The sequence below is a fragment of the Edaphocola aurantiacus genome, from assembly GCF_019797745.1.
In the GTDB taxonomy this organism is placed as follows: Bacteria; Bacteroidota; Bacteroidia; order Chitinophagales; family Chitinophagaceae; genus Edaphocola; species Edaphocola aurantiacus.
Genome location: NZ_VOSI01000001.1, coordinates 221,729 through 246,917 on the forward strand (window position 1 = coordinate 221,729; position 25,189 = coordinate 246,917).

At 45.5% G+C, this 25,189-nt stretch carries 16 protein-coding genes; 10 read left to right on the top strand and 6 right to left on the bottom strand.

Annotated elements, in window-relative coordinates; translation table 11 throughout:
* The first annotated feature begins 208 nt into the window (after positions 1-208).
* From FTD44_RS00925 to FTD44_RS00935, 3 genes are read left to right on the top strand one after another with little or no spacing between them, the layout of a single operon-like run.
* A complete protein-coding gene (locus FTD44_RS00925; RefSeq protein WP_222164750.1) occupies positions 209-673 on the top strand; it encodes an SRPBCC family protein in 465 nt (154 codons plus the stop codon).
* A 10-nt stretch (positions 674-683) separates the two neighbouring features.
* The gene (locus FTD44_RS00930) at positions 684-1,499 is read left to right on the top strand and encodes a DCC1-like thiol-disulfide oxidoreductase family protein (RefSeq protein ID WP_222164751.1); all 816 of its coding nucleotides are present in this window, start codon (positions 684-686) and stop codon (positions 1,497-1,499) included.
* 50 nt (positions 1,500-1,549) lie between these two features.
* Positions 1,550-2,446, top strand: a complete 897-nt coding sequence (locus tag FTD44_RS00935; RefSeq protein WP_222164752.1) for a TIGR01777 family oxidoreductase — start codon at positions 1,550-1,552, stop codon at positions 2,444-2,446.
* A gap of 53 nt (positions 2,447-2,499) precedes the next feature.
* Here FTD44_RS00935 and FTD44_RS00940 read toward each other — a convergent pair whose 3' ends face one another.
* The gene (locus FTD44_RS00940) at positions 2,500-3,192 is read right to left on the bottom strand and encodes an META domain-containing protein (RefSeq protein WP_129021106.1); all 693 of its coding nucleotides are present in this window, start codon (positions 3,190-3,192) and stop codon (positions 2,500-2,502) included.
* 241 nt (positions 3,193-3,433) lie between these two features.
* On the opposite strand from FTD44_RS00940, the gene porZ reads away from it, so the two are divergent.
* Together porZ and recO are read left to right on the top strand one after the other, a co-directional pair.
* Entirely contained in the window at positions 3,434-5,758 is a 2,325-nt protein-coding gene (gene porZ / locus FTD44_RS00945) for a type IX secretion system anionic LPS delivery protein PorZ (RefSeq protein ID WP_222164753.1), read from the top strand.
* Between the two features lie 9 nt (positions 5,759-5,767).
* The gene (gene recO / locus FTD44_RS00950) at positions 5,768-6,502 is read left to right on the top strand and encodes a DNA repair protein RecO (protein WP_222164754.1); all 735 of its coding nucleotides are present in this window, start codon (positions 5,768-5,770) and stop codon (positions 6,500-6,502) included.
* On the opposite strand, the gene FTD44_RS00955 is transcribed toward recO, so the two are convergent.
* Positions 6,489-8,144 carry an amino acid permease gene (locus FTD44_RS00955; RefSeq protein WP_222164755.1) on the bottom strand — a complete coding sequence of 552 codons (1,656 nt, stop codon included), beginning with the start codon at positions 8,142-8,144 and terminating at the stop codon, positions 6,489-6,491. The genes recO and FTD44_RS00955 overlap by 14 nt on opposite strands.
* 113 nt (positions 8,145-8,257) lie before the next feature.
* On the opposite strand from FTD44_RS00955, the gene FTD44_RS00960 reads away from it, so the two are divergent.
* Both FTD44_RS00960 and purL read left to right on the top strand, forming a co-directional pair.
* Positions 8,258-14,278: an alpha-2-macroglobulin family protein gene (locus FTD44_RS00960; protein ID WP_222164756.1), complete on the top strand. Its 6,021-nt coding sequence runs from the start codon at positions 8,258-8,260 to the stop codon at positions 14,276-14,278.
* A 412-nt stretch (positions 14,279-14,690) separates the two neighbouring features.
* Complete coding sequence (gene purL / locus FTD44_RS00965) at positions 14,691-16,892, top strand: phosphoribosylformylglycinamidine synthase subunit PurL (protein ID WP_222164757.1); 2,202 nt, start codon at positions 14,691-14,693, stop codon at positions 16,890-16,892.
* 107 nt (positions 16,893-16,999) lie between these two features.
* On the opposite strand, the gene FTD44_RS00970 is transcribed toward purL, so the two are convergent.
* Together FTD44_RS00970 and FTD44_RS00975 are read right to left on the bottom strand one after the other, a co-directional pair.
* Positions 17,000-19,075: a WG repeat-containing protein gene (locus tag FTD44_RS00970; RefSeq protein ID WP_222164758.1), complete on the bottom strand. Its 2,076-nt coding sequence runs from the start codon at positions 19,073-19,075 to the stop codon at positions 17,000-17,002.
* Between the two features lie 27 nt (positions 19,076-19,102).
* Positions 19,103-19,675: a hypothetical protein gene (locus FTD44_RS00975; RefSeq protein ID WP_222164759.1), complete on the bottom strand. Its 573-nt coding sequence runs from the start codon at positions 19,673-19,675 to the stop codon at positions 19,103-19,105.
* Between the two features lie 122 nt (positions 19,676-19,797).
* Here FTD44_RS00975 and FTD44_RS00980 point away from each other — a divergent pair, with 122 nt between their 5' ends.
* Positions 19,798-20,337: a hypothetical protein gene (locus FTD44_RS00980; protein ID WP_222164760.1), complete on the top strand. Its 540-nt coding sequence runs from the start codon at positions 19,798-19,800 to the stop codon at positions 20,335-20,337.
* 413 nt (positions 20,338-20,750) lie between these two features.
* Here FTD44_RS00980 and FTD44_RS00985 read toward each other — a convergent pair whose 3' ends face one another.
* Positions 20,751-21,068: a heavy metal-binding domain-containing protein gene (locus FTD44_RS00985; RefSeq protein WP_129021096.1), complete on the bottom strand. Its 318-nt coding sequence runs from the start codon at positions 21,066-21,068 to the stop codon at positions 20,751-20,753.
* 32 nt (positions 21,069-21,100) lie between these two features.
* Positions 21,101-22,759, bottom strand: coding sequence for a urocanate hydratase (gene hutU, locus FTD44_RS00990; RefSeq protein WP_129021095.1), 1,659 nt, complete (start codon positions 22,757-22,759; stop codon positions 21,101-21,103).
* Between the two features lie 205 nt (positions 22,760-22,964).
* On the opposite strand from hutU, the gene FTD44_RS00995 reads away from it, so the two are divergent.
* Positions 22,965-23,813 carry a BadF/BadG/BcrA/BcrD ATPase family protein gene (locus tag FTD44_RS00995; RefSeq protein WP_129021094.1) on the top strand — a complete coding sequence of 283 codons (849 nt, stop codon included), beginning with the start codon at positions 22,965-22,967 and terminating at the stop codon, positions 23,811-23,813.
* A gap of 73 nt (positions 23,814-23,886) precedes the next feature.
* Positions 23,887-25,122, top strand: coding sequence for a THUMP domain-containing class I SAM-dependent RNA methyltransferase (locus FTD44_RS01000; protein ID WP_222164761.1), 1,236 nt, complete (start codon positions 23,887-23,889; stop codon positions 25,120-25,122).
* Positions 25,123-25,189: the final 67 nt, after the last annotated feature.

Here is a 25,189-nt window from a genome sequence, read left to right on the forward strand (position 1 = left end):
CCGGTTTGGCTAGCACTTGTTATGGGTATCACTGCATTGTCCATACAATCGAAATCATTAACGACAATATGTCTTTGGATTCTTTTAGCAGCCTTGGTTTTCAGTCCAGTTATGGCCATCATATATGCATTGGATTGCCGGAAGGTATATAAGGCTACACATTACAAAATTCAGAAATTCTTACACCTGGTCAATAAATAAGCGCATCATGGCAATGATTTGCATCAATACCCGAATACAGGCACCCAGGGAAATCGTGTTTGACCTTTCCCGCAATATAGACCTGCACCTTGAATCTACAGCACACACTAACGAAGTGGTTATCGCTGGCCGCCAGTCAGGATTGATAGAATTGAACGAAACCGTTACCTGGCGGGCAAAGCACCTGGGTTGCTACCGCGAGCTGACGACCAAAATCACAGCTATGGAATACCCGGTAAAGTTTGAAGATCGTATGACCAAAGGGCCGTTTAAATACCTGCAGCACATTCATCTATTCCGGGAAGAAGACAGCGGCACCCTGATGACAGACCTTTTTTACTTTGCTGCTCCCTACGGATTCCTGGGCAGGATAGTTACTGTCCTAGGTCTGAAACCTTATATGAAAAGACTATTATACAAACGCAACTGCATGATCAAAGCAAGAGCAGAAGCGTTCCTCACAAACCCATAATCATTCAGCCATGAAAACACTGGATCAACATACGCTGATATATGATAAAGACTGCCCTATGTGCAGGATGTATACCAAAGCTTTTATAAGCTGCGGTATGATGGATCAGCAGGGAAGGTTGCCCTTCCATGAAATAAATAATAATCACTTTACGCAGCTGGATACAGACCGCGCCTGTAACGAGATTGCACTGGTGAACACACAGACACAGCAAGTGACTTATGGTCTGGACAGCCTGCTGACGATTATCGGACACTCCTTTCCGGCATTAGCCAGGATTGCACGCTTCCCTCCCCTCTATTATGGCTTTAAGCAATTATACGCTTTCGTCTCTTATAACCGCAAACAGATCATACCACACAGGACAGAAGACGGAAAAACTGCTTGTGTACCGGACTTCAGGCTTTCTTACAGGATAGCATACATCCTTTTGGTCACCCTTCTTTCTACACTTGTGCTGAGCGCATTCAGTCAAAAACTGGGTAACTATTTACCACAGCACCATCATCTATTGAGGGAAGGGATTATCTGCTTAGGCCAGATATGCTGGCAGACATTGTGGCTGAAACGCATACTAGGAAAGCAATACGCAGACTATATAGGCAATATGATGACGGTATCCCTGATCGGCACACTGCTGCTCATACCCGCATTATTCATACCCCTGAGCAACCTGGCCGCACTCTTTTATTTTGCCGCAATAGTGACTATTATGCTGGCAGAACATTACAGGCGCTGCAAGCTACTGGGCATAGGTTTGTTACCCAGCATCAGTTGGATTGTATACCGCATACTGGTTTTAGGTATTATTTTCTACATTGGTTAATCTGCTATTTAAGCACGAATAGTTCCATTAAAAAACACTAAACGTATTATATGAATATCATCATCGCAGGGGGAACGGGTTTTCTCGGGCAGGAACTCAGCAAATGGTTTCGCCGCAAAGGCCATACGGTACACATCCTTACACGTAAACCCAAATACAGAGACGATCATTACTGGGATGCCCGGAGTACTGGACCATGGCAACAATTACTGGAGGGCTGCGATGTGCTCATCAATATGACCGGAAAGTCTGTTGACTGCCGGTATACAGAAGCCAATAAGAAAGCCATTCTGCAGTCAAGGATTGACAGTACTACAGTATTACAGCAGGCCATCGACCAATGCAGCCATCCGCCCAAATTATGGCTCAATGCAAGCTCTGCCACAATTTACATACATGCAGAGACACAGCAAATGACGGAAGCATCTGGCATTACCGGCGACGATTTTTCGATGAATATATGTAAGCAATGGGAGGCTGCATTTTTTAATAAGGCCAATCCGCAAACCCGGAAAGTAGCCTTACGCACGTCTATTGTGCTGGGCAACGAAGGAGGAGCCTTTCCTAAATTCAAACAGATCACCCGCCTGGGCCTGGGCGGTGCACAGGGCCGCGGCATGCAAATGATGAGCTGGATACATATAGCTGATTTCTGTGCAGCTGTTGCATTTATTATTGCACAGGAGCAGATCTCCGGCCCGGTAAATATAACAGCACCCACACCTGTATTGAACCAGCAATTCATGCAGCAACTGCGCAAACGCTGTCATATTCCTTTCGGATTACCGGCTCCTGTATCTATCCTGGAAATAGCTGCGGTACTTTTAGGCACAGAAACAGAGCTGATGCTCAAGAGCCGGAATGTAGTCCCCATGCGTTTGTTGCAGGAAGGATTTGCATTTCAGTATCTGGCAATAGACCAGGCAATGGAACAATTAATACCTTAAAATGCTTAGGGCCCGGCATACGCCGGGCCCTAAGCATTTTATCTTCCTGTAGACTATTTTACAATCATCTGAAAACGGGCCAGGGGTGCCATACGTGCTTTGTTTAAAGACAACACGCCATTATGAATGGTGTAATTATCTGCACTACGGATGGCTTTCATTAATAAAGGCTCAGCCTCTACCCCATCAGCAAAACAGGCTTTCATAGTCGATACCGACTGTCCGAATTTAATACGACCGGTTTCCGGCATTACCTCAAAAGTACCTCCGTAGCTGTTACAGCCACCAAAGCCACCGAAACGCATGTCTTTTTCTGTAAAACTGATATACGCACTTTTAGCATGCTTATTGTAGGCAGATACGGGTTTGCCATTCAGCTCGATCAGCATCCATTTACCACCATACAAAGAGCCAGATACTACCGGCTCAGCTGCTCCTGATTGTTTTTCCAGGCGGGTACCATAGCGGGTGCCGGTAAGGTTATTTTCCCCAACCTTGAAGCTCAGGTTGTTTTTTGGTAAAGTGATCATATCTCCATTACGGCTCCAGGAGAATTTACCAGAAGTTGTTTTACCATTATTAACCAGTGTATAAGTTTGATTCTCATTCAGGGTCAGGTGCATATTTTTACCGGAGCTATAGTGCCCGGACCAGTCAAGGCTATTGCGGGAATTGTCCTGTGCAAAACTGCTCGTGCCCAATACAGAAATCAGGCTAAGGCTTAAGGCGAATTTTAATACGTTCATAATTTTTATTTTTAGGGGTGGATATGTTTTATAGTACCAAACTGGCAAACCAGTACAGTCTGATAACAAAAATAACAAATCGTGGTTTTAGACACGAGTTAATCCACAAAATTTAACGTAAGTCCGTTTTTGTTTCGTTAATATATTTCCATAAAGAATACAGGCCAGATATACCAATAAGGCTTATGTATACGTTAGTTTAACGCACGGTTTAAAGCAGAAAAACCGTATTTTTGACCATATGATCAAGTTACCGCTACTGTATACTGCCGCATTCAGCATTTTAGCCTCTGTTACTGCTCCGGCACCAGCCTCCGCGCAGCAGTTACGTCCTCCTGTTGGCCAGTGGAATACGTACCTGCCTTATGGTACAGTTCTTGATTTTGACAGCGATGGTACAACCTTTTTCTGTGTTTCAACATCTGCCTTCTTTACTTATAATACTAAAGACGGAGGGGTAAGCGCATACAGCAAGGCCAATGGCATGAGTGATGTAGATATGGCTAAAGTAGGATATGATGTCAGTACAGGAATGGCCGTACTCATCTATCAGAATGGCAATATTGATCTGTTTAAAGACGGACAGTTTTACAATATTCCTGATTTCAAAATAACCACTGTAGCAGGTGACAAGACCATATATGACCTGTATTGCAGTGATGGCCATGCTTATATCAGTACCGGTATCGGACTGCTGGTCGTAAACCTCACAAAAAGAGAAATTAAAGAGACCGTACCCTTCTTCGAAGGAACAGCTCAGGGCTTAAACAGAGCATCCTCAGGTTCAGGAACAGATATATATGCAGCCACAAGTGTAGGCTTATTTCATACCCTGACGACCAATCCCCTGATGGTTAACTATGCCAGCTGGGAACACATCAGCAGTAATAATTTTACATCTGTCTGCAAGAGCGGAGATAATGTATATGCCGTAAGTGGTGAGGGGATATATAAATTACAGAGCAATGTACCAGTCCTTATACACAGCAGCAATAATAATATCATAAGGCTGCAACCTGCAAGCGACGGCCATTTATGGGTACTGACCCAGGGCAATAACGGTGCGGCTCCATATGTAGTTAAAATAGATGCTACCGGTGCCGTGCAGGACTCTATACCTAATTTTTACGCCAATACATTTATGGATTCCGGCGATGGCAAATACTGGTCTTCTGACGGCTATGCCGGTCTGAAAAGCCGTAGTGTAAATGGCAATCCTAACGATTGGACCTCTACAAATCCTGCCGGACCTTATACCAATGGCGCTTATGGGGTATGGGCCAATAACGGAGAATTCTGGCTGGCACATGGTGCCCGTGGCCTCTCTGACTGGTTTGTGAAGCTGAACCAGGATTATGTAGCCCATTACAATAACGGGGACTGGCGCCCCTTTAAATGGGATATGCTGGCGGCAACCAGCAGTCCATTTGCCTTTACCGATGCCTTAAACATTGTTAAAGACCAAAGCAGTGCTGATGTTTATGTAGCCATGTATAACGGTGGCATTGCCAAGATTGATAAAAACAACAGTATTACCGTATACAAACAGGGATACCTGGAGTCTAATATGGGTGGCGATACTGCCAGCTACCGTTGCACAGATGTTGCACTGGATGGCGATAATAATTTATGGATCACGCAAAGTACGGTACAGAATGTACTTAGGGTAAAAACCAAAGCCGGCAACTGGTATAGCTACCGCGTAAACGGGGTGAATCATGGTGCCTCTCTGTTGATTGATGATCTGGGCCAGAAGTGGTTTGCCGCAGGTACAACCGGTGGTGGTCTGGCTATTTATAATGATAATAATACCCTCGAAAATATTAATGATGACCGCAGTGTAGTCTTAAGAAGTGGTGCAGGATCCGGTAACCTGCCGAACAACAGAGTATTAAGTCTGGCTAAAGATAAAGATGGCTCTGTATGGGTAGGTACCAGCAGTGGTATTGCTATTTATAACTGTGACCTGGATATCCGCAATGGTATTTGTGATGCCTACCTGAAACCCCTGCAGACAGAAGGCTACAATTTTGCCAACTACATGTTTGAAGGAATTGCAGTCAATGCAATTGCCATAGATGGTGGCAACCGTAAATGGGTCGGAACGGATGTGGGCCTGTTCCTCTTATCTGAAGATGCCGAAGATATTATTGCTCAATATACAGAAGCGAATAGCCCGTTACTGTCCAATACGATCATTAATATTGATATTGATCCTACTTTAGGTACAGTATTCGTAAGTACAGATAAAGGTTTATGTTCTTTCGGAGGTGCGGCTACTGAGGCCGGCGGCACGGTAACCAAGCCATTGTTTGTGTTCCCGAACCCAGTACCATCGGGTTATAACGGCAATATCGCAATTAAGGGTATGACTGCTGCCTCCAATGTAAAAATTACAGACATTAATGGTCAGCTGGTATACCAGGGTACCTCAACCGGCGGACAAATTGCCTGGAATGGAAAAGACTATACCGGACGCAAAGTACAATCCGGAGTATACCTGGTGTTTGTTGTCAGCAAAGACGGCACACAGAAAGCAACCGGCAAATTCATCATCCACGAATAACCACACATCATGATTTCAGCAACCGGCGGCATCGTACTGCGTACGGTAAAGTACGGAGACACCAGTATTATCTGTAGTATTTTCACAGAGGTATTCGGGCTGCAATCTTACCTGGTCAAAGGGGTACGATCTGACAAAAAGAACAGCAGAAAAGGTAATATCCTGCGACCGGGCTATATCCTGGATCTGCAGGTATACCGGCAACCCACCAAAAATTTACAGTATATAAAAGAGTTTCAACTGGGTTATTTCTACAATACCCTGGGAGAGCATATTGTCAAGAACAGCATCCTGCTGTTCTGCGTTGAAGTACTTTCCAACTTCCTGGTTACGGAAGATGAGCAGCAGGATCTGTATGAATTTGCTTTATCATTTTTCAAATACCTGGATGAGGCTTCGGACAACGAGCTGACCAATCTGCCATTATACTTCCTGATACAAACAGCGCAGATCATGGGTTATGCCATCCAGAACAATTATAGTGCAGCAGACTGCTACCTGAATACTTACGAAGGACGCTTCCAGCACGCCATTGGCATTGCCTTACCTATATTTGACAATGACATTTCAGCACTTACCAGCCGCTTTCTTGAAGCTGAAAACCTGAATGCATTTACGGCTATTCAGGCTCCGGCACAGGATCGCCGGTTCATACTGGAAGGTTATCTTCATTTCCTGCAGACACACGACAGCCACTTCAAGCCCTTACGTTCGCTGGAGGTCTTACAGGCTATTCTGCATTAGCAGCACGCAATTTACTTTTTCGGTATCCGTATATCCCGTAAATGGTCAGTCCGAACAGCATCCAGCCGATGAATACCATCCAGCTCTGCTGCGGAATCTCAATCATCAGGTACAGGCAGCATAACAAGCCCAGTACAGGCACAACGGTATATTGCTTCCATATGGCATATACTGAGATGCAGAAGGCCAGCAGTACAAACAGCATGAACAATACATCACGGTAACCTGCAGTATACAGGTGGCGGTACGTTTCATGAAATTTATCCCAGGCAAAGAATAAAAATACGCCGAATAAAAGCGGCATTACATATCTGGAATTGATATAAGGCAGCTTAAACTTCTGTTCCGGCGCGGCTTTCGGCAGGCGCAATACCCCACCACATACCAGCACAAATGCAAATAAAGTACCGATACTGGTCAGTTCTGTCACAATATTGGCATCGATAAACAGTGCAGGTATGGCTACAATAAGGCCTGTAATAATAGTGGAGAAAGCAGGGGTTTTATATTTATGATGTAGTTTACCAAAACGGGAAGGCAATAATCCGTCACGGCTCATGCTCATCCATATGCGCGGCTGGCCAATCTGGAACACCAGCATTACACTGGTCGCAGCGACTACTGCACTGAATGAAATAATTTTACCAAGAATCGGTTTATTGATTGCCTCAAATACAAATGCGAGCGGATCAGTTACATGCTGAAACTTGCTGTAGTGTACCATACCTGTAATCACCAATGCGGTCACCACATAAATAACCGTACAGATCAATAATGAATACAGCATCCCGCGAGGCATATCGCGCTGCGGATTCTTACACTCTTCTGCAGTTGTCGAGATCGCGTCAAAACCAATATAAGCATAGAACACGGCAGACACACCGGATAACACTCCGGTAAAACCATTCGGCAGGAAAGGCGTGTAATTATCTGAATTGACATAAAAGACTCCTACTCCGATAACGAGTACCAGTATCACCAGCTTTACCACCACCATAGCATTGGCACTGCGCTTACTTTCCTTAATACCGATATAGGCCAGAATCGTCACCAGTACCACAATTACAAATGCAGGCAGGTTCATGATAATACGCATGCCGCCCAGTACAGGCGCGGTTTTCCAGGCCTGTGCCGGTATATTAGTCAGTCCGGCAGTAAAGGCCGCTTTTGCTGTTTTTCCATCAGATATAAGCCAGGCCGGCAAGTGTATATTTACCGCCTTAAGCATATTATTAAAATAGCCGCTCCAGCTGATGGCTACTACTATATTACCAATGGCATACTCCAGGATCAGCGCCCAGCCTATAATCCAGGCCAGTACCTCTCCGAAGGCGACATAAGAATAAGTATAGGCACTACCCGACAAGGGAATGCGTGCAGAGAACTCTGCATAGCATAATGCCGTAAAGCCACAGGTAATGGCTGTAATGATAAAAAGAAGAATCACCCCTGGTCCGCCTTTAAAAGCCGCATCCCCGATAGTGCTGAATATACCCGCGCCTATGACCGCAGCCACACCCATCATGGTGAGGTCTCGTACATTAAGGCTTTTCTTCATATGCTGGTGTTCTGCAGCCTCAAAATGATCTGCAGTCTGCTTCAGCTGTGCGATGGTTTTCTTTCTGAAAAGGTTATCAAGCATGTGATGTACCGTAATATGTTATAAAATCGGTAACAAAATAGGAAATAATGTGGAATTCAGCGCAAAAAAACATCCTTACATTTGTAAATACTACTGATCCTTAAAATTTAACTATGAACAAGCACATTCGTATCCTCATCAGCGGCATGCTGTTGTTGGGTAGTCATGCCTTTGCTCAAAAATCCGCTCCTCTTAAAATGTATGATTACGAACCTTCGTGGAAAAAGGTTGACTCGTTCCAGGAGATCGGCCGGCCGCAGTCTGCACAGAAAATAGTGCAGGACATCCTCAAAAAGGCACAATCCATACAGGATGAACCTCAGATCATCAAAGCGCAAACCTGGCTCATGATGCTGAACCAGGAAGAACACGCTGACGTACTAGCCATAAAAGCCAGCGAAAAGCAACTGGCAGCAGCCACAGACCCGGTACAAAAAGCCCTCTGGGCCAATGCCACGGCAAAAGCATACCTGAGTTATCTAAATGCCAACCGATATACAATCTACGGCCGCACCCAATCTGCACAACAACAAAGCGCAGATGTGGCCACCTGGGATGTCAATGTCCTGCATGATACCATCACTCAATTGTATAAAATATCGCTGAAAGACAGGGATGCCCTGCGCAACATCCTGACCAGAGATTACAGTGCTATTATTTCCAAGGGAGAACATACAGCCCATTTAAGACCATACCTGTACGATGTACTGGTTTTTGATGCGATTGACTATTTCTCCAATGATGAACGCACCATCACCAAACCGGCTTATGCGTTCCAGCTGAATGAGGCTAGCTATTTTGCCGATGCAGCAACATTTGCATCCATGAAACTGGAACATAAAGACAATACCGCACTACACTTCCAGGCATTGAAACTGTACCAGGAAGTGATACAGAGACAGATTGCACTGAAAAATAACGATGCACTGATCGATGCAGACCTGCTGCGACTGGGTTTTGTGCACACCTACAGTACCCTGCCCGATAAAGATGCACTGTACAGTAAGGCGCTGGAGCAGATTATAAACCGGGCAAGCAAACAGGATGATGTGGCACAGGCCATGTTCCTGTTCCAACAACAAAAGTACAATCAGTACCAGGAGCAACAGAATCGTGCTCACAACGCTGGTATTAAGCGTACAGACCAGGTAGACCTGAAAGCACTGGCCTCCAGTCTGGCAGCAATTATCACTGCTTATCCAAAATCAGAAGGGGCCGCCAATGCACGGAACCTGCTGGATGCACTCAATAGCAAACAGCTGTCCGTTAATATGCAATCTGTGCAGATACCGGAACAGCCTGTACTGGCATCTGTCGGCTATAAAAATGTCGGTAACATCGAAATGATGCTCTATAAATTAAGTGCAGAGGACTTTATCGGTCAGCATCCAAACCTGAAAGCGAAATCGTTGCGTACCTGGCAACAGGTATTGCCGAACAGTGATGACCTGAAAGCACATCGCGCAGAGATTAAGATCGATGCCCTGCCTATGGGACAATATGTACTGATCATGCGCAATCCTGTTATGGATACACTGTACCACTATTTCCAGGTAAGCAACCTTAGTATTGTTAAAGGCCCTAATGATTACCGTTCAGGCACTACATCAAAAGTATATATACTGGATCGGGAAAAGGGTACGCCTGTAGAAAATGCTACCTTACAATATAAAAAAGACAAATGGATATCCCTGGCGAAATCAGGAAAAGATGGTCTGTTGAACAATACGGTATCTAATCGTACAGTGGATTATAACACCCTGTTTGAATTAGTTCAGGGACAGGATCGCCTGATCCTGCAAAACGAAGCGGGAAGCCTGATAGAGTATGATCGTAACTATACCGAAAACAAAAAAGACCGTTACCAGGATTTCATGTTTACCGACCGGAGCATTTACCGTCCGGGACAGACGGTTTATTTCAAAGGCATCAGCCTTAAATCATCTTATGACAACAGAGTAAACAACGTTGTTGCCAACAAATCGGTTACTGTTACCTTCAGGGATGTAAACCGTCAGATGATTAAAGACATCACACTGACAACAAACGAGTATGGTTCATTCTCCGGCAGCTTTATCGCACCGGAATCGGGATTGACCGGTACCATGTTTATCCAGACAGATGAAGGTGCCGTATACTTTAATGTAGAGGAATATAAACGTCCTAAATTCCAGGTATCATTTGATACCGTAAAAAACAACTATGCACTGAATGACCAGGTAACTATAAAAGGTAAAGCAATAGCATATGCAGGCAACAGCATCAGCAATGCACAGGTACAGTACCGCGTAGTGCGCCGTACCCGCTTCCCTTACTTCTGGAGAGCCAGCCGATGGGGCTTCCCGATGTCCTCCGGACAGCAGGAAATGACCAATGGCACCACAGAAACAGATGCAGCCGGCAATTTCAGCATCAGCTTCAAAGCCATGCCTGATGCCAGTATTCCTGCCGATGCAGAACCGGTATTCCAGTATGAAATAACAGCAGATATCACAGATATAAACGGAGAAACCCGCAGCAGCACCTGTTATTTTTCTGCAGGCTATACGGGTATTATCCTGGATGCTAATATACCGGCTCAAAGTACACCTGAGCAGTTAAGCAAACTGTCGATCCGTACCGAAAACCTGAACGGTGTATTCACTCCGGCTCCCGTTTCGATTAAAGTATCTCAACTAAAATCACCGGATCATTTTTACCGCGAGCGCCTCTGGGAGGCTCCTACAGACTTTATACTGAAGGAAAATGAGTTTCATACGGCATTCCCGAATGACATGTATGGTGAGGAATGGAAACCGGAAAACAGGACTGTGACTAATGTAGTATGGGAACATCAGTATACTACAGAAGAGGGCAATACCTTACAAACGAAAAATGACATCTGGAAGCAAACAGGCTACTACCTCATTGAGATCAATACTAAGGATCATAATGGCAAGGCTGTTACAGAAAAGAAATATGTATTTATCTGGAATGAAAAACAACCGGAACAAAAAGAGTTTGCACTGTTCATTAAAAATGATGCGGACAAATATGAACCGGGACAGCAATGGAAACAATGGGTCGTACCGGCATATAATAAAGCACACTTATTGCAATACAACAGCTGGAATAAACAATTGACCCTGGCAGCAGATAAATCCGTTCGCCAGCAGATTACCGAAGCTGATCGTGGCGGTGCCTATACCAGCTGGGCATATGTATACCAGAACCGTTTTTACTCTGGTTCAGAACAGATCAATGTGCCCTGGAGTAATAAAGAGTTGCAACTGAGCTGGGCTACCCACCGCGATAAATTACAACCCGGTGCTGCCGAAGAATGGACACTGACCATCAGCGGAACGCAGAAAGACAAAGTAGCTGCAGAAATGATGGCCACATTGTACGATGCTTCATTAGATGCATTGAAACCGCATAATTGGAGCTGGGATCTGCTGCAGCCGCATAAGTATTTCTATGGTAACTGGGGAAGCATCTCTTTCGGACAAAACCAGGCAAGTGTTTATTCTTCGGATAACACTATTAACCCATATACTAAAGTATACCCTTCACTTTTTGGTTATCTGCAATTCAATAGGGCATACGATGAAGTAACCGTTTACGGTGCTAGACTCGATGCCCGATCATATGTAGGCGCAATAAATACAGTAACAGCGAAAGAAATAGCGAAAAGACCCGTAAGTAGAAATGCTAATGCTGAATCAGAAGACGCGGCGGCTGCCGCTCCGGCTGCAGCCGATGAAAAAGCTGGTGGACAGACGGAGCCAAAACCTGAGCCTACAGTTAGCCCACGCACCAATCTGAAAGAAACCGCCTTCTTTATGCCGCAAACGCATACGGATGAGCAAGGTAATGTGGTACTGAAGTTTACGATGCCGGAAGCCCTGACAGAATGGAAGTTCATGGCATTCGCCCATACCAAAGACTGGAAAACCGGCTACCTGGACGGTAAGATCAAAACTCAGAAAGAGCTGATGGTGACCCCAAATGTGCCTCGCTTCTTCCGTCAGGGAGATGAGATGGTGCTGAGTGCGAAGATCAGTAACCTGAGTGGCAAGGAACTAAAAGGCACGGCCACTATTTCATTTGTAAATGCACTGACCGGTCAGCCGCTGGATAAAGCCTTTGGCCAGTCCAATAGCAGCAAACCGTTCACTGTAGCTGCAGGAGACAATGTACCAGTTAGCTTTACCCTGAATGTACCACAATCTGTTTACGAACCGGTTGCGGTAAGTATCGTGGCACAGGCAGGAAGCTTTAGCGATGGAGAGTCGCACACCATACCGGTAGTGACCAATCGTATGCTGGTTACCGAAACCCTGCCGATGCCGGTAAAAGGTGATGGTACCACAACCTTTACCCTGGATAAACTCCTGCAATCCAACCAAAGCAATAGCCTGGTACATAAAGGACTGACGATTGAGTATACGGCCAACCCGGCCTGGTACGCGGTACAGGCATTGCCTTACCTGATGGAATATCCGTACGAATGTGCCGAACAGACCTTCAACCGTTTTTATGCCAATGCACTGGCCGCTCATATTGTAGCACAGACACCAAAGATCAAAGCGATCTTTGATAAATGGAGTACGGAAGATACGACTGCCCTGCTCTCTAACCTGTCGAAAAACCAGGAACTGAAAAGCGCACTGCTGGAAGAAACCCCATGGGTACTGGAAGCACAGAGCGAACAGGAGCAGAAACGTAATATCGCGAAATTGTTTGCTACCCATAAAATGGCAGCAGAGTTGAACAAAAGCCTGGACAAACTGGGCAAGATGCAAAACAACGACGGTTCCTTCTCCTGGTTTGAAGGCATGCGTGCAGATCGCTATATCACTCAATATATCCTGACCGGTATCGCGAAACTGCAACAGCTGAATGTATCTACGGCACAAACCAATCGCATAGATCAGATCGTTACAAAAGGACTGCAATACCTGGATGGGGCGATTGTGAAAGAGTACAAAGAGATCAAGAAAGAAAAACTGAAAGAGGAGCACATCAGCCAGACACAGGTGCAGTACCTGTTCCTGCGCAGCGCCTTCCCGATGATTAAAAAAGATGCCGCAACCCTAACTGCATTTAGTTACTACCTGGACCAGGGCAAAAAATACTGGACTAAACAGAACAATTATATGCAGGGTATGATTGCCCTGAGCTTGTTCCGTACCAAAGAAGTCATCGCAGCAAAATCAATACTGACCTCTTTGTCTGAAAGAGCCATACGTAATAAGGAGACCGGTATGTACTGGAAGAATAATCCGGGCTACTGGTGGTATGAAGCTCCGGTAGAAACGCAGGCATTAATGATACAGGCGTATAAAGAGATCATGAACGACCAGGCCTCTGTAGATCAGATGAACATCTGGTTACTGAAACAAAAGCAAACCCAGAACTGGCGCACAACTACTGCTACGGCTGATGCCTGTTATGCTTTATTGTCCGGTAATGCTGCCTGGTTACAAAATGAACCTAAAGTAACCATCAAAGCGGGTAGCAAAACCATTGAATCTGCTCAGATGCAGCAGGAAGCTGGTACCGGTTATTTCAAACAAAGTATTCCGGGTACTGAAGTATCGGCAGATATGGGTAACCTTTCCGTTACCGTTCAGAATAGTGCAGGCGCACAAAATGCCATTGGCTGGGGCGCTGCTTACTGGCAGTACTTCGAGAACATGAGCAAGATCAGTTCTGCTGCAAATGAAAACATGCCGTTACAGATCGAAAAGCAATTGTTTGTAAGCCGTAACAGCGACAGAGGTCCGGTGCTGACCCCGATTACAGCTAAAAGCCCTATCAAAGTGGGTGATAAAGTAACCGTAAGGGTCATTATCCGTGCCGATCGCAGTATGGATTATGTGCACCTGAAAGATATGCGTGCCGCAGGTTTTGAACCGGTAAATGTGCTGAGCGGCTACCGCTACAACAACGGACTGGGTTATTATGAATCGACCCGCGACCTGGCCAGCCATTTCTTTATCGACCGCCTGAACAAGGGTACTTATGTATTCGAATACCAGGTGATCGCTAACCAGAAAGGAACGTTCTCCAACGGCATTACTACAGCGCAATGTATGTATGCACCGGAGTTCAGCAGCCATAGTGAAGGCATACAGGTGACCATTCAATAATATTAGTTCAAAAAATAAGTAATAAAAAGAGCAGCTTCTGAGAATCTGCTCTTTTTATATCATACCGTTTCCCGCGATCTTTTGACGACGGAGGATAAGATAATATAGCTAACCGCAAATAAGACAAAAGTGACGATAAGCATCCGGGCGCGGGTCGGGTCGCCACCCAGGGCCAGGCGTATCACTTCTGCCACTGGGCCTGCAATACATATACTAATGCATATCCTCGCTATTCTCGATTGTAAATACTTCATATTTCCCTCACATTGAATATAAAGCCGAATATATACATTTATCCGGCTCAATACGGCCAAAAACCCTAAATCACACTTCTTTATAAGCAAAAACTGAATTATCTTTGCTCTTTCAAATCGTACCGGCGGTACATATTACTGCTTTGTTAAATATAAATATGGAAGCTACTTTAGAACAAGCCAAGCAATTAGGCCTTCAGGAACAAGAGTTCGAAGCCATTAAACAAGTATTGGGTCGTACCCCTAATTTCAATGAAACTGCAATGTACTCTGTAATGTGGAGTGAGCACTGTAGCTACAAAAACTCCATCAAATACCTGAAAAAGTTACCTAAAGAAGGTAAACGCGTAATGGTTGCTGCTGGAGAAGAAAATGCGGGTCTGATCGATATCGGCGACGGCTTGGCAGTAGTATTTAAAATTGAAAGCCACAACCACCCTTCTGCAATTGAACCATTCCAGGGTGCAGCTACCGGTGTTGGTGGTATCCACAGAGATATTTTCACAATGGGTGCCCGTCCTATCGCAGCATTAAACTCTCTGCGTTTCGGTAACCTGAACAATAAAAAGACACAACACTTATTAAAAGGTGTGGTAAAAGGTATCGGTCACTACGGTAACTGCTTTGGCGTACCTACTGTAGCGGGCGAGGTATACTTCGAAGACTGCTATCAGACTAACCCTCTGGTAAATGCGATGAGCGTGGGTATTGTAAAAGTAGGTCAGACCTTCTCTGCAACCTCTCATGGTATCGGCAACCCGGTATTCATCGTAGGTGCTGCTACCGGTAAAGACGGTATCGGTGGTGCGAGCTTCGCTTCTGCTGATATTACTGAAGACAGCGCGGAACAATTACCAGCGGTACAGGTAGGTGATCCGTTCGAAGAGAAAAAACTGTTAGAAGCCTGTATGGAACTGGTAGGAACCGGTATCGTAGTAGGTATGCAGGATATGGGTGCAGCCGGTATCAGCTGTTCTACTTCTGAGATGAGCGCTAAAGAAGGTTTCGGTATGGATATCGACCTGAGCAAAGTGCCTACACGCCAGGCCAACATGAAAGCATGGGAAATGTTGCTGAGCGAAAGCCAGGAGCGTATGCTGATCGTGGTGAACAAAGGTCGTGAAGAAGAAATGAAAGCGATCTTCGACAAATGGGATATCCACTGTGAACTGATCGGTCAGGTAACAGAAGGTCCTAACTTAAAATATTATATTGATGGTGAATTAGCAGCTGACTTACCTGGTGAGAGCCTGGTATTAGGTGGCGGTGCTCCTCAATATGACAGAGAGTACACTGAACCTAAATATTTCGAGCAGGTAAATGCTTTCGATCAAAATACTATTGCAGAACCAACTGATCTGAAAACGGTTGCTGAAAATATCGTTGCACAACCTAATATCGCTTCCAAGCGTTGGGTATATGAGCAATATGACAGCATGGTAGGTACAGCAAATGCAAGTACCAACAATCCTAGTGATGCAGGTCTGGTAAGATTACACGGTACAGATAAAGCCCTGGCGGTAACTGTAGACTGTAACAGCCGTTATGTATTCCTGAATCCATACGTAGGTGGTCTGATCGCGGTGAGTGAAGCAGCCCGTAACATCGTATGTAGCGGTGGTCAGCCATTGGCTATTACCAACTGTCTGAACTTTGGTAACCCTTATAACCCTGAGGTATACTATCAGTTCGTACATGCCCTGAAAGGTATGAGTGATGCTTGTATCCAGTTCGACACCCCGGTAACCGGCGGTAACGTGAGCTTCTACAACCAGAGCGAAGACGGTCCTGTATACCCTACTCCAACCATCGGTATGGTAGGTCTGCTGGATCATATGGATAATGCAATGACCCTGAATTTCAAAAATGAAGGTGATGTAATCTATATGCTGGGTGAAAGCCGCAATGATATCAACGGTTCTGAGTACCTGTTCAAACTGAACAATGTTACCCACAGCCCTGCTCCGAACTTCGACCTGCAGGAAGAAGCAACTTTACAAAACAAAGTAGCGGAACTGATCAAAGCGAAAGCGATCCGTTCTGCACACGATATTACCGAAGGTGGTCTGTTCATCAGCCTGCTGGAAAGCGCCATGCCTAATAACCTGGGCTTCGCGATCGATTACAAAGATGGTATCCGTAAAGATGCATACCTGTTTGGTGAAGCACAAAGCCGCGTAGTAGTGAGCGTTGCTGCTGATCAGACAGCTGCTTTCGAAGCGTTATTAGCAGGTCATCCGGTTGAAAAACTGGGTACGGTTACTGCAGGTGCCATCACGATCGGTGGTGACAACTGGGGTACTGTTGACAGCTGGAAAAACACTTACGATACAGCAATCGAAAAAGTACTGGCTTCTTAAGCTAAGCAGTATTTCTATACATAATAATGGCGCGCCTTTCGGCGCGCCATTATTATGTATAGAAATATTATTCCGGCATTTCCTGCTCCCGTCGATGACGAGTGCCCTTATTTTTCCGTCACCTGCTTTCCGTATTCATCATATGTCTTACCGTTATAGAGGCGTATATGAAACAGGCCACTTTCCTTATCCCGGTATATAGACTGATAGTGTTCACTCAGTTTCTTGATCACCTGCCCTTTCTTATCAATCAGCATTTGGGCTCCTCCTGTCTCTTCGACAAGTGCATACCCCGACTGTTCAAAAAAGTCATGCGCTCCTGTATACACGCAAGGCAATACCAGCTTACCCGCTGCATTGATATACCCATACTTATCCGTACCCGCGTGACGCACCTTGGCCAGGCCACTGCTGAACGGTTCCGCATCACTCATCCCAATATCCTTTAGGGCAATCTTTACCTTTCCTAAAGTATCGATAAAGAACTTCTTATTGTTGCGCACTACCCTGTCTGTTCCTATAGTATACGTCTCCACCAATAACAATCCGTTCCCGAAGTAGCCATCTATATCCTGGTATTTGCCCTGGGTAATGTTTTGCCCTTTGAGGTTATATACATCCTCTTTATTATCTTCAGTACGGGTATAGAAAAAGCCATCGGTATAGTTCACATCATTAAATGCAAAAGGAACCAGTACCGTAAAGTCCGTATTATATACCCCTTCATTGTCGCCGATACGGGCATTCCAGTAGCGGTCACCAACCAGGCGCAGGAAATCATGCTGCATCGGCAGCACTTCCTTGCCTGTAGTCACATCAACCAGTCCTATATTGCCATTCACCTTAGGTTCTATCTTCATATACTTACCGGCATACAGTTCAGGATCATCGACCCGGTACGCCACTTTATGCAGGGTTTCCGTTTTATGATCCAGCCAATAGGTCGCTTCGTGATCATCGATCTGATCCCAGTAGTAATAAGCGTTCTGAGGTCTGAAATATTCATCAAACTCAGGTTTTACCACCCACTTCCCTTTAGTATTCAGAATACCCGTTTTACCGGTCTCAAAATCAGCCGCAACATAGTAACCCGTCTCCCCTTTATAATAATTGACCTTATACACCACCTGCTGGGTACGGGTCTTCAGGCTGGTATCGCTCCGGATAAATACGACCCTGCTTACCGGTCCTGCAAACTGGTACAGGCTGGTTTTTTCCTGCAGGCCGCCTGCGTCGGTCGCTGCATTGGCCCGCACATAAGCCTCCATGGCTGCCTGATCTTTTAGTTCGCCATTACGCACTTTCTTTTTAGCTTCTTCCAGTACCGTAATCAATTGCTGAAAGGCTGCTTTTCCCTTTTCGGTCAGGGAGGTCTGACTGCTGTAGCTCTTCTGTGACAGTATTCTGCCGTCTTTATATAATGCCTTCACCTCTACCTGTTCTCCTAATTCAGCCGGTATAATGCAGGATACCTGGTTACCTTTAATGTCATCCAATACAATACTACCAAAAGGCGTATTCAATGTTTTATGTTGCAGGTCGAGGGTATCGCTGGTACTGCTGCGCAGGGGCAATGCTATAGAAAAGCTAATGTCCTTAACCGGTTTGGGGTTATAGAGTACAAATGATTCATAAAAACTGCTTTGCTCGGCCCAGACCCACTTCTCCACTTCGGACAGTTTTGCGGTATCGACAAACCAGTCCCCATCCGGATCAGTCGTTGCATATTTCTGCCTGATAGTATAAGGACTACAGTAAACACCGGCGGCATCGGCCTTTGTACCATCCAGGAAGGTAACCTGTTGGGGAATGTATACAGGCTTCTCTTCGGGATGATCCATATGATGTGAACTGCTTTTGCCCATGAGGGTCAGCAGGTCAAAATGGTCATTATCTATTGTGATGATGTTATATGGATATATAACCCTGGTCTGCATAGACAGGGAGTCAAAAAAGCGCTTGACCCGCTCTTCTGAATAGGCTGTATATTTTTCAAAATTATGCTCATCGGCAGGGTCAAATTTACCTGGCCCGGCAGTAATCGCGATACGGGTATCGGAAAACTTGATCATCTGGTTGATGGCTGTAATGTTCTCCTCTATCTCCTTAATCAGTGCATCATTCTTCTGCGCAAAGGAACTGGTCGCAGAAAGCAAACCGGCACATAATATCAGCTTTTTCATGGTTGTAAGTGTTTTGTCTCTTTTATTTTAGAATGAATAGCCTATTCCTATGCTACCCCAGGGTAAAAATCGTCTTTCATTTTCCCATTTAATACTGCCCGAACCGGTATAGCGATCCAGCAGGTACAGTGGTGTAAAGGAGGCCCGGTAAGACCAGGGGCTATTGTACTTCTGGTAACGGTAACCCAGTCTTGTAGCCAGGTATCCGCCTTTCAGACTGTATAATAAAGATGTTTTATCATTAAAGAACCGGCTGGTCACATAATCGTCCATCATATAGCCCAGGCCCAGTTCAGCATAATGTCCGTTATGCACCTGGTAGCTGCCTTTTACCATCAGATAGAACGCAGCGTATCCTTTATACCCATCAGGGTTATAAGCACCGCCCGCCTGTGCAAACAACTGAAACCTGGGCGGACAGGTCAGCAATGCCCGTTCATAACTGAGTGTATACAATCCGCCGGGACCACCCAGCTCTGCAGTAACCGTATTTTTGTACGCTTTCTGTTTCAGCAGCAGTATATCCACTCTGGCCGTATCCTGTGCTGTGCTATACAGGCTACTGAGCAAACCGGCCGCTAGTAATAATGTTGTTTTCATGATGATTAAAATAGGGTCCCTAAAGTACAAAATTATTCACAATCCTTTTACATATTTTCGATTACTTTGCGCCCCATAACAGCAGTATCTTTACTGTAACATCAACCCTAAAAACCCAGATTATGCGTCGCATTTTACCCTTCCTTATGTTGCTGGCCTGTACCATACCAGCCTTTGCCCAGCAAGCCAATATGGAATTAAGTACCTTGAGAATCGGGCCCTTCAAAATATTTATGGACAAGGCCGAGGCTGAGGCCCTGGCACATAAGCCCCTGCTCACCGCTACAGAAAAAAATGATTACAAAGGAGAAACAGTAGTGAAGTATAATAATGAACTGCTGAAGGTTACGATCAACACACAATATGTGGGTGAAAACCAACCGGAAAAAGAAGTGATTACCAATATGAGCACTACCAGTGCCAAGTTCCGTACCAAAAGCGGCATGGGCGTAGGATCGACCCGATACGAACTGCTGAACACGTATAAGGACTACAGCAATTTTGAAGTATACGCGGGTTGGGAAGAGGATAATGAAAAACGTTCTAAGAATATCAGCTATTTTGTACTGAAAGACCTTGATGCAATGACTTCCCTGTCTTTTAAACTGGTCAATAATGTAGTGGTAGAGATCAATATCTACCAGGACGAGGGAGGATGCTAGATTAATTCAACAGGTAAAAGTAAAAAGGTATTATCCGGCGCGCGTATTGAACGCGCGCTTTTTTTGTACCTGTCTGACATCATTTATCCGCTGCATTGCGGAACCGGTACATGCGAGGGCCTGGAGCTGAAACTCGTTCGCTGAGGCATAGGTAAGTATATGTTCCCGCCTATAAAGTTTAATCCCGATTGCATCGGGATGATGTCTGAACGCCCGATACAATCGGGCCAGATTTTGTTGTTCTTAGTGGCCCTTCGGAACACTAAGAACAGTTACGGTATAAACCGGCACACGCGAGGGCACGTGCGCCAGCTTAGGAACACTAAGACCAGATATGGTATAATCGATTGAACATAATACAACAAGGGCTCATCAATGATGAGCCCTTGTTGTAATTTATTAATGATGATCTGCTACACAACCACAGCGGTACCGGATACGCTTACCATAAGCATACTACCATTGGCTCCGACCACCTCGTAATCGACATCAATCCCGATCACGGCATTGGCACCCAATTGGCGGGCACGGTCTTTCATCTCTTCCAGCGCGGTCTCACGGGCCTCGGCCAGTACACGCTCGTATGAGCCGGAACGGCCGCCCACGATATCACGGATAGAGGCGAACAGGTCTTTAAACAGGTTGGCACCGATAATCGTTTCGCCAAAGACAATGCCTTTGTGCTCTTTAACCGGATGGCCTTCTAATACAGTTGTGGTCGTCAGTATCATATTGTATTATTTAGAGGTGAATAAGTTTGCGCTTATTTCCAGATATTCAGTCCGAAGTTATCGGCATACTCCGTAGCAGTTTCATAACCCGCATCGTGGTGACGCAGTACACCCATTGCCGGGTCATTGTGCAGTACACGTTTCAGGCGGGCATCAGCATCGGCACTACCATCGGCAACAATTACCATACCGGCATGCAGGGAATAGCCCATACCTACACCACCACCATGGTGGAAGCTAACCCAGCTGGCACCTCCGGCAGTATTGATCAGTGCATTCAGGATAGCCCAGTCAGCAACAGCATCAGAACCATCTTTCATCGCTTCTGTCTCACGATTAGGAGAGGCTACTGAACCACAGTCCAGGTGATCGCGACCGATTACGATAGGTGCTTTTACTTTACCTTCTCTTACCAGTTGGTTGAACAACAGACCAGCTTTCTCACGCTCACCCATACCTAACCAGCAGATACGGCTTGGTAAACCCTGGAAGGCAATTTTATCCTTAGCCAGTTTCAGCCAGCGCTGTAAGCCTTCATTCTCAGGGAACAATTCGGCCAGTGCTTTGTCAGTAGTATAAATATCTTCAGGATCGCCGCTTAAGGCTACCCAACGGAACGGACCTTTACCCTCACAGAACAGCGGACGGATATAAGCCGGTACGAAACCCGGGAAGTCAAATGCATTCTCTACCCCACGCTTATCCTTAGCCTGTCCGCGCAGGTTATTACCATAGTCAAAAGTAATTGCGCCGCGTTTCTGTAATTCAAGCATCTGGCGTACATGGTGTGCCATGGTATCCAGAGAGCGGCTCTTATATGTTTCAGGATCTTGTTCTCTTAAGGTATTGGCCTCTTCAACACTCAGTCCTTCAGGGAAGTAACCGATCAGCTCATCATGTGCAGAGGTCTGATCTGTCAGTGTATCTGGTGTAATATTACGATCAATCAGGCGCTGCAGCAGGTCTACTACATTACAGCATACACCGATAGAAACGGCTTCTTTATTTTCTTTGGCTTGTAACGCGCGGTCTATGGCCTGGTCTATATCTGCATAGCTCTCATCCAGGTAGCGGGTTTCGATACGCTTGTCCATACGCCATTGCTCGATCTCAGCAGCCAGACACACACCTTCGTTCATAGTGATGGCCAGGGGCTGAGCGCCACCCATACCACCTAAACCGGCAGTAACGTTCAAGGTTCCTTTCAGCGTACCATTATAGTGCATATTAGCCAGGGATAAATAGGTCTCATAAGTACCTTGTACAATACCCTGAGATCCGATATAGATCCAGCTACCGGCAGTCATCTGCCCGTACATCATTAATCCTTTGGCTTCCAGTTCGCGAAAGTGCTCCCAGGTTGCCCATTTGCCTACCAGGTTTGAGTTTGCGATCAATACTCTAGGGGCATCTTTATGTGAACGCAGTATACCTACAGGTTTACCGCTCTGTACCATCAAAGTCTGGTCTTCTTCCAGGTTTCTCAGGCATTCCAGTATTTTATCAAAACTCTCCCAGTTACGGGCTGCTTTACCGATACCACCGTAAACCACCAGGTCTTCCGGACGCTCTGCCACTTCAGGGTCCAGGTTATTCTGGATCATGCGGTAGGCCGCTTCTGTAACCCAGTCTTTACAATTCAAGGTGCTTCCGGTTGGTGCTTTAATGACTCTTTTTGCTGTTTCTGACATAAAAATTATTGTACCGTTAATTTGGTGCACAAATATACAATTTTATACTACTTCCCCGACCGGGAGTTGATAATTTTAAATTTTGCTAAAACTGTTCAGAAAGCGTACTTTTTATTTGGCAGGACCGATTTCTTGACTATCTTTAGGCACTAATTATATGAGGCCGCTGAGGGCTCTAATTACAACCTTTTTCAAATCTGCTGTTATGTCCTTTACACTTATTGCCGATAGTGGCTCAACCAAAACCGAGTGGTGTTTGCTTGATGAAAAAAAAGCTAAAAAGCTGACCACCGGTGGCATTAATCCGTACTTCATTACCGAAACGGAGTGCTTGGATATGCTGCAGAGAGAGTTGAAGCTGGGTAAGGCTAAAGATGATATATCTGAAGTGTACTTCTACAGCGCAGGTGTAAAAGCCCCTCAGAACCAGAAGACCATGACCTCTATCTTGAAACAGCACCTGGGCATTAAAGATGTTTTTGTGCATACGGATATGCTGGGCGCCTCCCGTGCGACCTGCAAACAGGAAAAAGGTGTAACCGCCATACTGGGTACCGGAAGCAACTCCTGCTTCTATGATGGCAGCAAGATTACCAAACAACACCCCTCTTTAGGTTATATACTGGGAGATGAAGGCAGCGGAACGGCTATGGGCCGTAAAGTACTGCAACACTTCTTCTACCAGACATTTGACGGCGATCTGCACGAGGCATTTATCAATAAATATGGCAATGACCTGCCGGGCGTATTGCATAAAGTATATAAAGAGCCCCTGGCCAATCGTTACCTGGCCAGCTTCACCGAATTCCTGACCGATCACAGGGGGCATTATATGATCGAAAACATTATCGAAGATACCTTACTGGAATTCTTCACCAAAAACCTGCTGAAATACCGCGAAAGCTGGAAATACCCTATTCATTTTGTAGGATCAGTAGCCTTCGAATTCAAAGATGTGCTGCTCAGCGTTATCGATCAATACGGTCTGAGTGTGGGTAGTATTGTCAAAAGTCCGATCGACGGATTGAAGACATACCACCAGTCTTTAAAATAGCATTTGTCATAGCCGTTTTTTTTTGCAAATTTTGCAGGTTCGTTCTCTTTCAAAAAAGAGGATAGTCTTTCTTATGCTTTCATTCCAAGATAACAGTAATATAACCATTACCTGCCACAAACATTTATCGGATGCCCTGACGCGGGAAGTTAAAGCCCTGGGCTTTGCGGTAACACAAACATTCCCGACAGGCGTCATGCTGCAAGGCAGTCTGAATGATTGTATCAAGCTGAACCTTAATCTGCATTGTGCCAGCCAGGTATTATTCAGCCTGAAAAAATTCAAGGCTGATAATGCAGATGATGTGTATGAAAATACGGCGCAGATCGATTGGAGTACTGTTATGGACGATGACAGTTATTTTTCCATCACCAGCAATGTAATGCACCCTACGATCAACAATAATATGTTTGCCAACCTGCGGGTGAAGGATGCGATTGTGGACCAGTGCAGGAAACGCAGCGGCCAGAGACCCGATACCGGTGCCGAACTGAGGGGCGTGGTGGTGCACCTGTTCTGGAAGAATGAGGATGCAGAACTCTTCCTCGATACTACTGGTAACTCTATAGGCCGTCATGGCTACCGTAAAATACCGGGCAGAGCACCTATGCTGGAAGCACTGGCTGCTGCAACTATATTAACAACTAAGTGGGATCATAAAACCCCGTTCATCAACCCGATGTGTGGTTCCGGAACGCTGGCCATCGAAGCCTTGCTGATTGCAACCCGCCGCAGACCGGGCCTCTTCCGTACCAATTATGCCTTTATGCACCTGAAAGGGTACGATGAGGCGGTATATGAATCAGAAGATGCTTTACTGGAAGGTCAGATTATAGACCTGCCGGAACTGAAAGTAGTGGCGTCGGACATCAGCCATGATGCGATCATCAATGCACAGAAGAATGCAATTGCTGCAGGGGTTAAAGACCTGATTACCTTTGAGGTATGCGACTTTGCCGAAACTACAGTACCTCAGAATGCTGATGGCATCGTATTTATGAATCCTGAATATGGAGATCGTCTGGGAGAACTGGAAGAACTGGAGCATACCTACGCCCGCATAGGAGATTTCTTCAAACAAAAATGTGCAGGTTATACTGGTTACATCTTTACCGGAACTATGGACCTGGCCCGTAAAATAGGCCTGAAAGCCAGCCGCAGAATACCGTTTTATAACAGTAAGATCGAATGCCGCCTGTTTGAATATGAATTATACAAAGGCAGTAAAAAAGAGCCTCAGCAAGAAGGCGGACAAACCGGTAAACCGGAGTCTAAAAATACCGGCAAACCTAAAAGAAAGTTTTATTAAAAGTGTTGCGGCGCCCCCCCCGGGCGGCACCAAAAGTAAAATCATAATAACATAATAGAGAACAAAA

Excerpts from the sequence above, each read along its gene's own strand:
- FTD44_RS00925 (WP_222164750.1), top strand. The coding sequence starts at position 209 with ATGGCAATGATTTGCATCAATACCCGAATACAGGCACCCAGGGAAATC.
- FTD44_RS00930 (WP_222164751.1), top strand. The coding sequence starts at position 684 with ATGAAAACACTGGATCAACATACGCTGATATATGATAAAGACTGCCCT.
- FTD44_RS00935 (WP_222164752.1), top strand. The coding sequence starts at position 1,550 with ATGAATATCATCATCGCAGGGGGAACGGGTTTTCTCGGGCAGGAACTC.
- FTD44_RS00940 (WP_129021106.1), bottom strand. The coding sequence starts at position 3,192 with ATGAACGTATTAAAATTCGCCTTAAGCCTTAGCCTGATTTCTGTATTG.
- porZ (WP_222164753.1), top strand. The coding sequence starts at position 3,434 with ATGATCAAGTTACCGCTACTGTATACTGCCGCATTCAGCATTTTAGCC.
- recO (WP_222164754.1), top strand. The coding sequence starts at position 5,768 with ATGATTTCAGCAACCGGCGGCATCGTACTGCGTACGGTAAAGTACGGA.
- FTD44_RS00955 (WP_222164755.1), bottom strand. The coding sequence starts at position 8,144 with ATGCTTGATAACCTTTTCAGAAAGAAAACCATCGCACAGCTGAAGCAG.
- FTD44_RS00960 (WP_222164756.1), top strand. The coding sequence starts at position 8,258 with ATGAACAAGCACATTCGTATCCTCATCAGCGGCATGCTGTTGTTGGGT.
- purL (WP_222164757.1), top strand. The coding sequence starts at position 14,691 with ATGGAAGCTACTTTAGAACAAGCCAAGCAATTAGGCCTTCAGGAACAA.
- FTD44_RS00970 (WP_222164758.1), bottom strand. The coding sequence starts at position 19,075 with ATGAAAAAGCTGATATTATGTGCCGGTTTGCTTTCTGCGACCAGTTCC.
- FTD44_RS00975 (WP_222164759.1), bottom strand. The coding sequence starts at position 19,675 with ATGAAAACAACATTATTACTAGCGGCCGGTTTGCTCAGTAGCCTGTAT.
- FTD44_RS00980 (WP_222164760.1), top strand. The coding sequence starts at position 19,798 with ATGCGTCGCATTTTACCCTTCCTTATGTTGCTGGCCTGTACCATACCA.
- FTD44_RS00985 (WP_129021096.1), bottom strand. The coding sequence starts at position 21,068 with ATGATACTGACGACCACAACTGTATTAGAAGGCCATCCGGTTAAAGAG.
- hutU (WP_129021095.1), bottom strand. The coding sequence starts at position 22,759 with ATGTCAGAAACAGCAAAAAGAGTCATTAAAGCACCAACCGGAAGCACC.
- FTD44_RS00995 (WP_129021094.1), top strand. The coding sequence starts at position 22,965 with ATGTCCTTTACACTTATTGCCGATAGTGGCTCAACCAAAACCGAGTGG.
- FTD44_RS01000 (WP_222164761.1), top strand. The coding sequence starts at position 23,887 with ATGCTTTCATTCCAAGATAACAGTAATATAACCATTACCTGCCACAAA.